12 protein-coding genes are annotated in these 13,383 nt (G+C 74.2%); 7 read left to right on the forward strand and 5 right to left on the reverse strand.

Going from position 1 to position 13,383, the window contains the following annotated elements; genetic code table 11:
* Nucleotides 1–51: 51 nt before the first annotated feature.
* A complete protein-coding gene (locus EBM89_RS08515; protein WP_122149027.1) occupies nucleotides 52–1,107 on the forward strand; it encodes an ABC transporter permease in 1,056 nt (351 codons plus the stop codon).
* Nucleotides 1,104–2,828 (forward strand): ATP-binding cassette domain-containing protein, encoded by a 1,725-nt coding sequence (locus EBM89_RS08520; RefSeq protein WP_158609576.1) that lies wholly within the window; start codon nucleotides 1,104–1,106, stop codon nucleotides 2,826–2,828. Before EBM89_RS08515 ends, EBM89_RS08520 begins: the two co-directional genes overlap by 4 nt.
* On the opposite strand, the gene EBM89_RS08525 is transcribed toward EBM89_RS08520, so the two are convergent.
* Nucleotides 2,825–3,589, reverse strand: coding sequence for an ABC transporter ATP-binding protein (locus tag EBM89_RS08525; RefSeq protein WP_122149013.1), 765 nt, complete (start codon nucleotides 3,587–3,589; stop codon nucleotides 2,825–2,827). The genes EBM89_RS08520 and EBM89_RS08525 overlap by 4 nt on opposite strands.
* Nucleotides 3,590–3,737: 148 nt before the next feature.
* Nucleotides 3,738–5,192 (reverse strand): sugar porter family MFS transporter, encoded by a 1,455-nt coding sequence (locus EBM89_RS08530; RefSeq protein ID WP_122149014.1) that lies wholly within the window; start codon nucleotides 5,190–5,192, stop codon nucleotides 3,738–3,740.
* Nucleotides 5,193–5,477: 285 nt separating this feature from the next.
* Here EBM89_RS08530 and EBM89_RS08535 point away from each other — a divergent pair, with 285 nt between their 5' ends.
* The 5 genes from EBM89_RS08535 (at nucleotide 5,478) to EBM89_RS08555 (ending at nucleotide 9,319) form a co-directional block, all read left to right on the forward strand.
* On the forward strand, nucleotides 5,478–6,083 hold the full coding sequence (locus tag EBM89_RS08535; protein ID WP_122149028.1) for a hypothetical protein: 606 nt from the start codon (nucleotides 5,478–5,480) through the stop codon (nucleotides 6,081–6,083).
* Between the two features lie 412 nt (nucleotides 6,084–6,495).
* On the forward strand, nucleotides 6,496–7,116 hold the full coding sequence (locus EBM89_RS08540) for a DUF47 domain-containing protein (RefSeq protein WP_122149015.1): 621 nt from the start codon (nucleotides 6,496–6,498) through the stop codon (nucleotides 7,114–7,116).
* Between the two features lie 6 nt (nucleotides 7,117–7,122).
* On the forward strand, nucleotides 7,123–8,121 hold the full coding sequence (locus tag EBM89_RS08545; RefSeq protein WP_122149016.1) for an inorganic phosphate transporter: 999 nt from the start codon (nucleotides 7,123–7,125) through the stop codon (nucleotides 8,119–8,121).
* 119 nt (nucleotides 8,122–8,240) lie between these two features.
* Nucleotides 8,241–8,729: a septum formation family protein gene (locus EBM89_RS08550; protein WP_147463492.1), complete on the forward strand. Its 489-nt coding sequence runs from the start codon at nucleotides 8,241–8,243 to the stop codon at nucleotides 8,727–8,729.
* Between the two features lie 83 nt (nucleotides 8,730–8,812).
* A complete protein-coding gene (locus EBM89_RS08555; RefSeq protein ID WP_122149018.1) occupies nucleotides 8,813–9,319 on the forward strand; it encodes a septum formation family protein in 507 nt (168 codons plus the stop codon).
* Nucleotides 9,320–9,338: 19 nt separating this feature from the next.
* Here the strand turns inward: EBM89_RS08555 and EBM89_RS08560 are convergent, their stop codons facing one another.
* The 3 genes from EBM89_RS08560 to mshD form a co-directional block, all read right to left on the reverse strand.
* On the reverse strand, nucleotides 9,339–10,316 hold the full coding sequence (locus EBM89_RS08560; protein ID WP_122149019.1) for an NUDIX hydrolase: 978 nt from the start codon (nucleotides 10,314–10,316) through the stop codon (nucleotides 9,339–9,341).
* Nucleotides 10,313–12,739 (reverse strand): RNA degradosome polyphosphate kinase, encoded by a 2,427-nt coding sequence (locus tag EBM89_RS08565; RefSeq protein WP_122149020.1) that lies wholly within the window; start codon nucleotides 12,737–12,739, stop codon nucleotides 10,313–10,315. The genes EBM89_RS08560 and EBM89_RS08565 overlap by 4 nt, the downstream gene beginning before the upstream one ends.
* Before the next feature lie 77 nt (nucleotides 12,740–12,816).
* Nucleotides 12,817–13,383: mycothiol synthase (gene mshD, locus EBM89_RS08570; RefSeq protein WP_122149021.1), on the reverse strand; the 567-nt coding region annotated here is incomplete at its 5' end.

A 13,383-nucleotide genomic window follows, 5' to 3' on the forward strand; every position in this document is an offset into this window, starting at 1 on the left:
CGGGCGCCACGGACGACGCCCCGGCCTCGGGAGGCGAGCGCCGTGCGCGCGATGATCCTCAAGGAGTTCCGCGAGCTGCGCCGTGACCGGCGCACGGTCGCGATGCTGGTCGTGCTGCCGCTGCTGCTGCTCACGATCTTCGGGTTCGCCGCGAACTTCACCGTCGACACCCTCACCGCCGTCGCCGTCGGCCCGGGCGCCGCCGACGCGACCGCGCAGGTCGCGGCGGCCCCGGCGGGAAGCGTGGCGCTCGACGTCCGGGCCGTGCGCCCCGACGCCGACCGTGCGGCGGCCGTCGCCGACCTCGCCGCCGACCGCTACGACCTCGCGCTCGTCACCACCGCCTCCGGGCCCCCGGAGATCCTCGTCGACGGGACGAACCTGTTCGCCGCACAGGCCGCTGACGTCCTGGTCGCCCGCCTCGGCGACGCCGTCACCTCGGAGACGCTGTTCAACCCCGACCTCACGACCGCGTGGGTCATGGTCCCGGCGCTCATCGGCCTGATCCTCACCTTCATCGGCACGATCATCACCAGCATCGGCCTGGTCAAGGAGCGCGCCGCCGGGACGCTGGAGCAGCTCGCCGTGATGCCGCTGCGGCCCGTGGACGTCATCGTCGGCAAGATCGCGCCCTACTTCCTGCTCGCCGCCGCCGACATGGTCCTCGTGACCGTCCTCGGCATGCTGCTGTTCGACGTGCCGTTCCGCGGGAGCGTCGCGCTGCTCGTCGTCGCGGGTGCGGTGTTCCTGCTCGTGGTCCTCGGCATCGGCGTGCTCATCTCGACGGTCTCGCAGAACGCCGGGCAGGCCATCCAGGCCGCGATCCTCGTGCTGCTGCCGCAGATCCTGCTGTCCGGGTTCATCTTCCCGCTCGACGCGATGGCGCCCGGCGTCCGGTGGATCGGGTACGTGCTGCCGCTCACCTGGTTCGTGAAGATCTCGCAGGGCGTCATGCTGCGGGACGCCGGGCTCGACTCGCTCTGGCTGCCGTTGACGATCCTGTGCGGCATGGCCGTGCTCGTGTTCGGCGCGGCCGTGCTGCGGTTCCGGGCGTCGATCACGCCCCACCGGAGCCGCGCCGCACGCGCCGCGGGGGTGTCCCGGTGACCGCCGGGGCACGGGTGGGGGCCACCTGGGGCCTGACCGGCGTCACCGTGCGTGCGGGTGGCCGGACTGTCCTGGACGACGTCACGCTCGCCGTGCCGCCCGGCGAGGTCACGGCGGTCGTCGGCGGGGACGGTGCCGGGAAGTCCACCCTGGCGCGCCTGCTCGTCGGCCGGGTGCTCCCGGACAGCGGCACGGTCGCCGCGCCCGGTCGCGCGCGCACCGGGTACCTCCCGGCGACGTCCGGGGTCTGGGCGGACCTCAGCGTCGCCGAGCACGTCGACCTCGTCGCGTCCGCCGCGCGCCTCGACCCCGCGACCACCCGGACCCGCGCCGCCGCGCTGCTCGGCGCCGCCGGGCTCGCCGACGTCCCCGACCGGCTGGGTCGCGCGCTGTCCGGCGGGATGCGGCAGAAGCTCGGGTTCTGCCTCGCGCTGCTGCCCGCACCCGACCTCGTCGTGCTCGACGAGCCGTCCACCGGCGTCGACCCCGTGAGCCGCGTCGACCTGTGGCGGATGATGTCCGCCGCCGCGGCCGACGGCGTCGCGGTCCTGCTCACCACCACCTACCTCGACGAGGCCGAGCGCGCGGCGACCGTCCTCGTCCTCGACGCGGGCGCCGAGGTCTACCGGGGCGACCCCGCCGGGGCGGCCGGGGTCGTGCGGGGCGCCGTGGCCGTGCTCGACGCGGCGCCCGCGGACGGCACCCCGGTGTGGCGGCGGGGGCGGACGTTCCACGCCCTCGTCCGCCGCGCGGCGGGAGCCGCACCGGCCGACCTGGAGGACGCCGTGATCGCGCTCGCCCTGGAGCACGGGGGCGCCGCGACGCGGGCGCGGCCGCGACCCCCGTGCCGCCCGCCGGTGGCGGACGACGTGCCCGCCGTCGTCGCCCGCCACGTCGTCACCACCCTCGGTGACGTGCGGGCCGTGGACGAGGTCGACCTCGACGTCCACCCGGGGGAGGTCGTCGGGCTGCTCGGCGCGAACGGCGCCGGCAAGACCACCCTGATCCGCACGCTGCTCGGTCTGCTCACGCCCACCAGCGGGACCGTCACCGTCCTCGGCGGCACCCCCGACCGGGGCGTCCGCCGCCAGATCGGCTACGTCCCCCAGGGTCTCGGGCTCGCCGCCGACCTCACCGTCGCCGAGAACCTCGCGTTCGTCGCCGCCGTCTACGGGCTGCCGGGCGCCCCGGAACCGCCTCCCGACCTCGCCGGGCTGCGGGACCGCCTCGTCGGCGACCTCGGCCTCGGCCTGCAGCGCCGCCTCGCGTTCGCCGCGGCCCTCGCGCACCGGCCCGGGCTGCTGGTGCTCGACGAGCCCACCTCCGGCGTCGACCCGCTCGCCCGCGCCGCCCTGTGGGACACCGTGCACGAGCAGGCCGAGGCGGGGGCCGCCGTCCTCGTCACGACGCACTACATGCAGGAGGCCGAGCAGTGCGACCGGCTGCTCCTGCTGTCCCGCGGCCGCGCCGTCGGCGGCGGGACCCTCGACGCCGTCCTCGCGGGGGCGACGTCGGTGGAGGTCCGCGCCGCCGGGTGGCAGGCGGCGTTCGCCGCGCTCGGCGCGGCCGGGCTGCCGGTGACCGTGGCCGGGCGGGTGGTACGGGTCGCGGGGGTCGAGGCCGGCGCGGTCGAGGGCGCGCTCGCCGCCGCGGGAGTGGCCGGCGAGGTGCGGGTGGTGCCGGCGCGCCTGGAGGAGGTGCTGGTGCTCGCCGAGTCCTAGCGGAACGACGCGACGGCCTCCGGGTACGCCTCCGCCAGCGCCTTCGTCTCGTCGTGCTGCGGCTCCCGCAGCAGCGTCCCGAGCGGTCCGGTCTCGACGACGCGTCCCTCGCCGAGGACGTGCACGGTCGCGGCGAGCCGGTCGACGAGCCGCAGGTCGTGGGAGACGACGAGCAGCCCCACCCCGGCCTCGGCGAGCCCGGCGAGCTCGTCGGCGACGGCGTCCCGCAGGGCGGGGTCGAGGGCGGTGGCGGGCTCGTCGAGGACGAGGATCTCGGGGCGGGTGGCGAGGGCGTCGGCGAGGACGACGCGCTGGCGCTCGCCGCCGGACAGCGAGTAGAGGGTGCGGTCGAGGTAGCGGCCTTCGAGGCCGACGCGGGCGAGGACGTCGGCGGGCTCCTGCCCGGTGGGGCGGCCGGCCTTGCGGGCGTCGTCGAGGGTGCCCTTGAGCAGGCGTGCGACGGTGGTGCGCGGGTCGACGCCGACGAGGCCCTCCTGGTGGATGGCCCGGACGACGGAGCGGAACGCCTTGGTCTCCTTGCGGGACATCTTGCCGACGGGTCGGGCGCCGTAGGTGGCGCGTCCGGAGGTGGCCTTGTGCCGGCCGAGCAGGACCTGGACGAGCGTGGACTTGCCGGCGCCGGAGCGGCCGATGATGCCGACGGTCTCGCCGGGGGCGACGGACAGGGTGGCGCCCTGGAGGACGGGCTGGCCGCCGTAGCCGGCCCAGACGTCGGTGGCGGCCAGGGCGGTGCCGCTCATCGGGTCACCTCCGCGCGCTCGGTGCTGGTGGTGGTCTGGTGCGGCGTTCCCACGGTCAGTCCTCTCGAGGCGTCGGTCTCGGTCAAATGAACGGCCGAGCCCCCCGCGAAGTTTCCGCGAGGGGCTCGGTCGAGGGCAAGTGCGCGGGTCAGGCGCGGGTGCGGCGGGGCCGCGCGGCGGGGAGGTCGTCCATGTCCTCGAGCTCGACGCCCTTGGTCTCGGGCACCTTGCCGAGCACGAACACGAACGAGAGGCCCGCGAAGACGGCGTACATGAGGTACGGGCCGGTGGCGCCGAACGCGTCGAGCATGGGCGGGAAGGTGACGGTGATGAGGAAGTTCGCGATCCACTGGGCGGCGGCGGCGACGCCGAGCGCGGCGGCGCGGATGCGGTTGGGGAACATCTCGCCGAGCAGCACCCAGACGAGCGGGCCCCAGGAGGCGCCGAAGAAGACGACGAACGCGTTCGCGGCGACGAGGGCGACGGGGCCCCACGACCCGGGCAGGGAGACGTCCTCGCCGCTGCCAGACGCCTGGGTGAAGGCGATGGCCATGACGGCCAGCGAGATCGTCATGCCCGCGGAGCCGGTGAGCAGGATGGGCCGGCGGCCGACCTTGTCGATGAGCGCGATGGCGATGAACGTGACGGCGACGTTGGTGACAGCCGTGATGGTGGAGACGAGGAAGGACTGGCTCTCGTCGAACCCGACGGCCTGCCACAGCGTCGTGGAGTAGTAGAAGATCACGTTGATGCCGACGAACTGCTGGAAGACGGACAGCAGGATGCCGACCCAGACGACGGGCAGCAGGCCGAACCGGGGCCCGCGCAGGCTGGACTTCTCGGCGACGTCCTTGTCCTTCTCGATGCCCTTCTCGATCTGGGCGACGCGCTCGCGCGGGTCCTCGTCGGCGCCGAGCACGCGCTCGAGGACGGCGACCGCCTCGTCGTGCCGGCCCATGGAGACGAGGTAGCGGGGCGACTCGGGGATGCGCAGCGCGAGGATCCCGTAGATCGCGGCGGGGACGACGGCGACGAGGAACATCCACCGCCACGCCTCCCAGCCCAGCCAGAGCTCCTCGGCGGCGCCGCCCGCGGTCTCGGCCAGCAGCTGGTCGGAGAGCAGGGCGGCGAAGATGCCGAGGGTGATGGCGAGCTGCTGCAGCGAGCCGAGGCGGCCGCGCAGCGCGGCGGGCGCGATCTCGGCGATGTAGGCGGGGGCGATGACGGAGGCGATGCCGATGCCGACGCCGGCCATGACGCGCCAGATGATGAGGTCCCAGGCGCTGAACGCGATGGCGGACAGGATCGAGGAGACGAAGAACAGCACGGCGCCGAGCACCATGACGCGGGTGCGGCCCCAGCGGTCGGCGAGGCGCCCACCGGCCCAGGCGCCGAACGCGCAGCCCAGCAGGGCGACGGCGACGACGAGCCCGGTGACGGTCGAGGACAGCGAGAACTGGCCCTCGATGGCGTCGACGGCGCCGTTGATGACGGACGAGTCGAAGCCGAACAGGAACCCGCCGACCGCGGCGGCGACGGCGAGCCCGATGGCCTTGTTGTGCGACGGGTGCCTGCCCGTCGCGGGGACGCTGCTCGCAGCCATGACGTTCTCCTCGTTGTGCTGATCAACCCTGCGGGGTCCACCTGCGGCCGGAGCACGTCGTCGGGCGCCGGTCGAGGCGTTCCCCACCTTTCACCTGCGCGGCACATCGCGCACCCGGAGCGCCGGGGGAGACGTGCGGCAGGCACGGTAACCCCCTGCGCACCGGCGCGCGCGGCGAGGCGCCCGGAGGCGACGCCGCCCGTGGGGACGGCGCAGAATCGGGGGGTGACGTCCGACCACGGCTCCCACGGCCCCGCCCGCCGCCCCCGCTTCCGCCGTCCCGCGATGCTCGACCCGCGGGACGCCGACGCGCTGCCGGGCGACATGGACCCGGCGCTGCGCTCGCAGGTCGCACACACGACGGCGGCGGCGATCGTGCACGGCGGCCGGTCGGCGGGGGAGGGCGACCCGGCGCTGGTGCAGCGGCTGGTGCGCCTGGTGGAGACCGAGGGCCTGGACGTGGTGGCGGCGCTGTGGTCGGACAGCCCGGCGACGACGCTGCCGGGGACGCTGTGGCGGCTGTACGTGCTGCGGGAGTGGGTGCGCCGGGACCCGCAGACGCTGGCGGACCGGTACCGGCTGGGCCTGGAGGCCGCGCCGGTGCAGCACGTGGTCGTGGGCGTGGTCAGCCCGCCCGGGCCCGAGGAGCTGCGGGTGCTGCTGGACCAGGTGCTGTCGGGTGTGTGGACGGGCGACCTGGCGGTGACGCTGGAGCGCGGCGGGGCGTTCTGCCGGGTGCTGGCGACGGGGGCGGCGTTCGACGCGGACCACCTGGACCTCGCGCCCGGGGACGCGTCGGCCCGGCTGACGCGCAGCGCCGGGTCGCTGCTGCGCACGGCCGAGGAGCTGGAGCACGCGGCGGCGCTGTGGCGGTCCGGCAGCCTGGAGTAGCCACCCGGACGGGCGTGCGGGGGACCGGCGGACGTGGCGATGCTCACCCTGTGGCCCAGGACCTCCGACCCGGGGCGGCGTAGAATGGTGAGCGACGCCGGGCCGCGGTAGCCCCGGGCTCCATCTCAAGCCGCTTCGAGCGGCCGCGCGCCGAGAGGCGCTCCCGGTCCGGCGTCCTCGCCCCGTTTCCGCGTGATCACGCGACGCGCGGGGCGCACCGGCCCCGATCGCCGGGTCCGCGGCGACGTCGTCCACCGCCGTCGGCCCCCGCCGCGACGCACCCTCGCGTCACCTGGCCGTCACCTGTGAGTCACCGCCGGTTCAGGTCCGGTTCACCTCAGGGGTTGTGAGTTCACCCGACGTCTGCCCTAGCCTGTGGACGACCAAGCCCTTCTCCTGCCGGAGCCCTGCCGTGCGCCTGCGCCTCACCCCGCGCGATACCTCGTTCTTCGACCTGCTGGCCGCCTCGGCGGCGCACCTGGTGACGGGGGCGAACCTCCTGGCCGAGCTGCTGGGCGCCGACCGCGCCGCGCGCAAGGCCATCGCCAAGCAGATCAACGAGGTCGAGCACCTCGCCGACGAGGCGACCCACACGATCATGCGGCGCCTGAACCAGACGTTCGTGACGCCGTTCGACCGGGACGACATCTCCGGTCTCGCGTCGGCGCTGGACGACTGCATGGACGACATGGAGGAGGCCGCGGACCTCATCGTGCTGTACAAGCTCGACGAGCTGCCCGCCCGGGTCTCCGACCAGGTCCAGGTGCTGCAGCGCTCCGCGGAGCTCACGGCCGAGGCGATGCCCCGGCTGCGGTCGATGGAGTCGCTGTCGGAGTACTGGGTCGAGGTCAACCGCCTCGAGAACCAGGCGGACAAGTCGCACCGCAAGCTGCTCGCGCAGATGTTCGACGAGATCACCGACCCGATCCTGCTGATGAAGCTCAAGGAGGTCGTCGAGAAGCTCGAGGACGCCGCGGACGGCTTCGAGCGGGTGGCCAACATGGTCGAGACCATCGCGCTCAAGGAGTCCTGAGTCCCGGTGGAACTCGCGCTCGTCATCGTCGTCGTCGCGTTCGCGCTCGGCTTCGACTACACCAACGGCTTCCACGACGCCGCGAACGCCATCGCCACCTCGGTGTCGACGCGGGCGCTGACGCCGCGCGCGGCGCTCATCATGGCGGCGGTGTTCAACCTCGTGGGTGCGCTGCTGGGCACGCACGTCGCGACGACCATCGCGCACGACATCATCCAGATCGGCGACGTGGGGTCCCACGAGGGTCTGGTCATCGTCCTGTCGGCGCTGATCGGCGCGATCACCTGGAACCTCATCACCTGGTGGTTCGGCCTGCCGTCGTCGTCGACGCACGCGCTGATCGGCGGGCTCGCCGGCGTCGGCGTCGCCTCCAGCATCACGGTGCACTGGGACGCGATCCTGGAGAAGGTCGTGCTCCCGATGGTGATCTCGCCGCTGGTGGGCTTCGGGCTCGCGTACGGCGTCATGGTCGGGGTGCTCTGGCTGGTCCGGAAGGCGTCGCCCGCGCCCGCGCAGCGGCGGTTCCGGATCGCGCAGACGGCGTCCGCGGCGGCGATGGCGCTGGGGCACGGCCTGCAGGACGCGCAGAAGACGATGGGTGTCATCGTGCTCGCGCTGGTCGCCGGCGGCTTCCACGACGGCGACAGCATCCCGCTGTGGGTCAAGCTCGCCGCCGCCACGGCCATCTCGCTGGGCACGTACTCGGGCGGGTGGCGCATCATGCGCACGCTGGGCCGCAAGATCATCGAGCTGGACCCGGCGCGCGGCTTCGTCGCGGAGTCCGTGTCGGCCGTGGTGCTGTACGTCAACGCGTACTGGCTGCACGCGCCGGTGTCGACCACGCACACGATCACCTCGGCGATCATGGGTGTCGGCGCCACCAAGCGGCTGTCGGCGGTGCGCTGGGGCGTCGCGAAGAGCATCGGCGCCGCGTGGGTGCTGACCATCCCGGCGGCGGCGCTCGTGGGAGCCGTGGTCTACCTGGTGCTGCGCACGTTCGTCTGACGGGAGCCGCTGGGCCGTTCGGGCGGCTTCTGCCCTCCGAACGTTCCCGAACGGGCGTTGCCCTGGACAACGATCCTGTATGTCCGGTTTGCTCATCCCTCGTGACTGCGAAGAACCTGATGACCCGCTGTGCGGCCGTTGTGCTCGCCGGCGCGACCGCCCTGTCCCTCGCCGCGTGCGGCACCACGAAGCCCGCCCAGCGCGACGAGGCCACCGGCGAGATCACCGCCTCCGCCGAGGCCACCGTCTTCGATATCGCCGTGGGCGACTGCCTCGACATGAGCGGCGAGAACACCACCTCGACGGTCGAGACCGAGGTCGAGACCCTGCCGACCGTGCCCTGCGACCAGCCGCACGACGGCGAGGTGTACGCGGAGAAGGAGCTCGAGGGCGAGAAGATCCCGGCCGACCTCATGACGCAGGTCGAGCAGTTCTGCTACGACGAGTTCGAGCCCTTCGTCGGCCAGGCGTACGAGACGTCGCGCGTCGAGATCTACTACCTGTACCCCCAGGAGCAGTCCTGGAGCATGGGCGACCGGGGCATCCAGTGCATCGGCATCGCCATGGACGAGCCCGTCACCGGGAGCATGCGGGGCACCGGCCTCTGAGGACGGCGTCCGGTCGCCCGCCCGGGGCCGCCCCCGGGCGGGCGACTGGACACTGCCCGATTTGTCGGGTTGGCTCGTGCCCCGTGAGTCCGAAGAGCCTGGTCCCCCGCTGGTCCGCCGTCGCGTCGACGGTGCTCGCCGGGACGGTGCTCCTCGCGCTCGGCGCCTGCACCTCCGCCGACGCCTCCGAGGGCCCGGCCGCGGGCACCGCGACCACCGTGCCGGCCCGCCCCTACGTCCCCGCGATCCAGGCCGGAGACTGCCTGGACATGGACGGGCTGCTGTCCGCGGCCGCCGACGAGGAGACCCTGCGGACCGTGCGCTGCGACGAGCCGCACGACGGCGAGGTGTACGCGCAGACCGAGGTCCTCGGCGCCGAGGACCGCGACGACGTCGCCGTGCACGCCCAGGAGTTCTGCGCCGACCAGTTCGTGGACTTCGTCGGCCGCGCCTACGACGGCACCGACCTCGAGGTGACGTTCCTGCACCCCACCGAGGACACCTGGGACCAGGGCGACCGCTCGGTGCGCTGCATCGTCATGACCCGCGGTGCCGAGGTCGACACCACCCTCGCCGGCAGCGGGCGCTAGCCGCGCGCCCCGCACCCGCTCAGGGCAGCGGCGTGTGGGTCTCCACGGCCTCGACGCAGGGGTCGCCCGGCGCGCCGGTGACGTGGCAGACCAGGATCTGCCCGGGCTTGAGGAACGGGTCGGACTCCGGCAGGTCGGGCCGGACGCGCGCCCGGGTGTACTGCGTGATCACGTCGAGCACGGTCGGCAGCACCGGGCGGTGCGTGCACAGCGCCAGGTCGGTCCCGGTGCGCAGCAGCTCCGCGACGGTCGCGGCGGCGTGCTCCGGACCCTCCTCGTGCCGGGCCTCGGTCAGCGGCTCGTCGTCGATGGGCTCCAGGCCCGCGGCGGTGGTGTACGGGGCGACGGTGTCGCGGCAGCGGGCCCACGGGCTCGTCACCACCTGCGCCACCCCGAACGCCGAGAGCAGCGGCACCAGCGCCCGCGCCTGGCGCGTGCCGGTGTCCGTCAGCGGGCGGGTGGCCTCGCCGTGGTCCCAGGTCGCACGGCGGCGGGCGCGGCCGTGCCGCACGACGACCACCGCCCGGGTGTCCAGGCGGCCCTTGGCGTGCGCGGTGACGAGGGCGGCGAGGGGGTCCTTGTCGGCCTCCCGGCTCAGGCGGCGCTCGGCCTCCTCGACGTCCATCCAGCGGGTCTCGTCGATCTCGTCCGTCGAGGCGCGCGCGGCGGGCGGCCGGGCGTGCACGGCGGGCCGGTCGGGGCGGCCCGCGACCTGCGCCGCCCAGTAGTGCACCCGCTTGGGGCGGCCGTCGGACAGCGTGTACTCCAGGCCCGGCAGCGGGCGGCCGAGGACGACCTCCAGACCGACCTCCTCCTCGACCTCGCGCACGGCCGCCGTGATGACGTGCTCGCCGGGCTCGAGCTTGCCCTTGGGCCAGGACCAGTCCTTGTACCGGGGCCGGTGCACCAGCAGCACCTGCAGGCGGCCCTGGCGGACCCGCCAGACCAGGGCGCCCGCCGCCTCGACGACGGTGCGCGCGGCGGTGTCGGTGCTCACCGGGTCGCGCCCCGCTGCCGGCGCTGGCGGTAGATCAGCGCCGACTGCAGGTCGCGCAGCGGGCCCTCGTCGCCCTGGGCGTGCCGCGTCCACACGCCGTCCGGCCCGAGGTGCCAGGACGAGGTGGTGTCGGACATCGAGGTGTCCATGAGGTCGACCAGCTCGGCCACCTGGTCGGGGTCGGCCAGCCGCACCAGGGCCTCGACCCGGCGGTCCAGGTTGCGGTGCATGAGGTCGGCCGAGCCGATGTAGACCTCGGGGCCGGGCAGCCGGTCGCCGGTGTCGTCGCGCCCGGCGTCCGCGACCTCCTTGGTCACGCCCTCGTCGGCGGCGAACGCGAAGATCCGCGCGTGCTCCAGGAACCGGCCGAGGATCGAGCGCACCCGGATGGTCTCGGACAGCCCCGGCACCCCGGGGCGGACGGCGCAGATGCCGCGGACGCACAGGTCGACCGGCACGCCCGCCTGGGAGGCGCGGTACAGGGCGTCGATCGTCTCCTCGTCGACCATCGAGTTGACCTTGATCTTGATCCACGACGGCCGGCCCTCGCGCGCGGCCTGCGCCTCGCGGTCGATCCGGGCGACCAGGCCCGAGCGCACGGAGCGCGGCGCGACCAGCAGCCGGTGGAACCGCGACTTCGGGGCGTACCCGGACAGCTGGTTGAACAGCCGCGTGAGGTCCTGCCCGACGTCGGGGTCGCAGGTCAGCAGCCCGAGGTCGGTGTAGATGCGCGCCGTCTTCGGGTTGTAGTTGCCGGTGCCGACGTGGCAGTAGCGCCGCAGGCCGTCCGACTCCTGCCGGACCACCAGCGAGAGCTTGGCGTGCGTCTTCAGGCCGACGATGCCGTAGACGACGTGCACGCCCGCCTGCTCGAGCTTGCGGGCCCACTCGATGTTGGCCTGCTCGTCGAACCGCGCCTTGATCTCCACCAGGGCGAGCACCTGCTTGCCCGCCTCGGCGGCGTCGATCAGGGCGTCCACGATGGGGGAGTCGCCCGACGTGCGGTAGAGCGTCTGCTTGATCGCGAGGACCTTCGGGTCGTGCGCGGCCTGCTCCAGGAAGGTCTGCACCGACGTCGAGAACGAGTCGTACGGGTGGTGCAGCAGGATGTCGCGCGCGCGGATCGCGGCGAACACGTCCGTCGGCGTCGCGCTCTCCACCTCGGCGAGGAACCGGTGGGTCGTCGGCACGAACCGCGGGTACTGCAGGTCCGCGCGGTCCAGGTCGGCGATGACGTTCAGGCCCGTGTGGTCCAGCGGCGCGGGCAGCTCGTAGACCTCGTCCTCGATGACGTCGAGCTCGCGCACCAGCAGCTGGCGGATGCGCGGCGTGATCGAGTCCGCGATCTCCAGGCGCACCGGCGGGCCGAACTTGCGGCGCAGCAGCTCCTTCTCCATCGCCTGGAGCAGGTTCTCGGCGTCGTCCTCCTCGACCTCCACGTCCTCGTTGCGGGTGACGCGGAAGGTGTGGTGCTCGCGCACCTCCATGCCGGGGAACAGCTGGTCGAGGTGCTGGGCGATGACGTCCTCGACCGGGACGAACGACATCGGCCCCTGGTCGGTCGGCGCCTGCGACGTCGCCGCGCTCGGCCGCCCGCGGCCGTCCACCGCGATGTACCGGGGCAGCAGCGGCGGCACCTTGACGCGCGCGAAGTGCTCCTTGCCGGTCGCCGGGTTCACGACCACCACGGCCAGGTTGAGCGACAGGCCGGAGATGTACGGGAACGGGTGCGCCGGGTCCACCGCGAGCGGGGTGAGCACGGGGAAGATCTGCTTGCGGAAGTACTTGCGCAGCCGGTCCTGCTCGGCCTCGCCGAGCTCCTCCCAGCGCACGAGCGTGATGCCCTGGGACGCGAGCTCGGGCTGCAGCTCGTCCGCGAACACGCGGGCGTGCCGGGCGGACAGGTCGTGCGCGCGCACGCTGATCGCCTCGAGCACCTGGCGCGGGCTGAGGCCGGACGCGGCCGTGACGGCCAGGCCCGTCGCGATGCGCCGCTTGAGGCCCGCGACCCGGACCATGAAGAACTCGTCCAGGTTGGACGCGAAGATCGCCAGGTAGCGGACGCGCTCCAGCAGCGGCTGCGTCGGGTCCTCGGCGAGCTGGAGGACCCGCTCGTTGAACGCGAGCCAGCTGATCTCCCGGTCCAGGAACCGGTCGGCGGGCAGCGGCTCGGCCTCGACGACCTCGTTCTCGGCGTCGCCGGGGGCGATGTGCTCCGCGATGTGCGCGGCGAGCTCCGGGGCCAGCGGCCGGGTGCGCGGCGCCGACGCGGGGACGGGAGCGGTCGTCGTCGGCTCCTCGGCGGCGGTGGCGGACGCGCGGGTCGTGCGCCGCGTCGTCGTGGCCGACCGGCCGGAGGTCGACGTCGTGGCCCGGCGCGGCCGGGCCGGGGTGGTGCCGTCGGAAGAGGTCGCGTCGCTCATCGCCACATCCTGGCACCCGGACGTGTCTCGTGGGTGACCGAGACCTGACCCGCGGGTGCGGGCAGCAGCCGGCGGGGTCAGGTCAGGCGGTGCACGACGTCCACGGCGGACCGCTCGAAGCCCGCCGCGCGGTACACCCGGATCGCCGGGTGGTTGTCGCCCTCGGTGTACAGCACGACCCGGGCGACGCCCCGGTCCGCGAGGTGGGCGAGCATCCGGGCGGTCAGCGCGGCGCCGAGCCCGCGGCCCTGCGCGTCGGGGTCCACGCCCAGGGCGTACACCTCGCCCTCCAGGGGGGCGCCCGGCGCGGGGGCGGGCACCTTCGTCCAGCCGGACGCCAGCAGCCGCCCGTCCTGCTCCGCGAGCAGCAGCCCCGCCGGGTCGAACCAGTCCTCGGCCATCCGGTCCGCGAGGTCGGCCCGCGTGAGGCGGCCCTGCTCGGGGTGGGACGCGAACGCCCGGGCGTTCAGGGCGACCCACGCGTCCTCGTCCCGGCCGGGCTCGAACGCGCGCACGACGACGCCGTCCGGGAGCGCGCGCGGCGGCGCGGCCGGCGGGGTCAGCGGGTCGAGGGCCATCTGCCACAGCTCGCGCGTGACCGGCAGCCCGTGCGCCGCGGCGAGGGCCCGCGCGGCGGGGAGGTC

It is taken from the genome of Cellulomonas triticagri (assembly GCF_003696205.1).
Taxonomy (GTDB): domain Bacteria; phylum Actinomycetota; class Actinomycetes; order Actinomycetales; family Cellulomonadaceae; genus Cellulomonas; species Cellulomonas triticagri.

Bases quoted from the DNA above. Each gene is read 5' to 3' on its own strand.
- EBM89_RS08515 (WP_122149027.1), top strand. From the start codon at position 52: ATGATCCTCAAGGAGTTCCGCGAGCTGCGCCGTGACCGGCGCACGGTC.
- EBM89_RS08525 (WP_122149013.1), bottom strand. From the start codon at position 3,589: ATGAGCGGCACCGCCCTGGCCGCCACCGACGTCTGGGCCGGCTACGGC.
- EBM89_RS08530 (WP_122149014.1), bottom strand. From the start codon at position 5,192: ATGGCTGCGAGCAGCGTCCCCGCGACGGGCAGGCACCCGTCGCACAAC.
- EBM89_RS08535 (WP_122149028.1), top strand. From the start codon at position 5,478: ATGCTCGACCCGCGGGACGCCGACGCGCTGCCGGGCGACATGGACCCG.
- EBM89_RS08550 (WP_147463492.1), top strand. From the start codon at position 8,241: ATGACCCGCTGTGCGGCCGTTGTGCTCGCCGGCGCGACCGCCCTGTCC.
- EBM89_RS08565 (WP_122149020.1), bottom strand. From the start codon at position 12,739: ATGAGCGACGCGACCTCTTCCGACGGCACCACCCCGGCCCGGCCGCGC.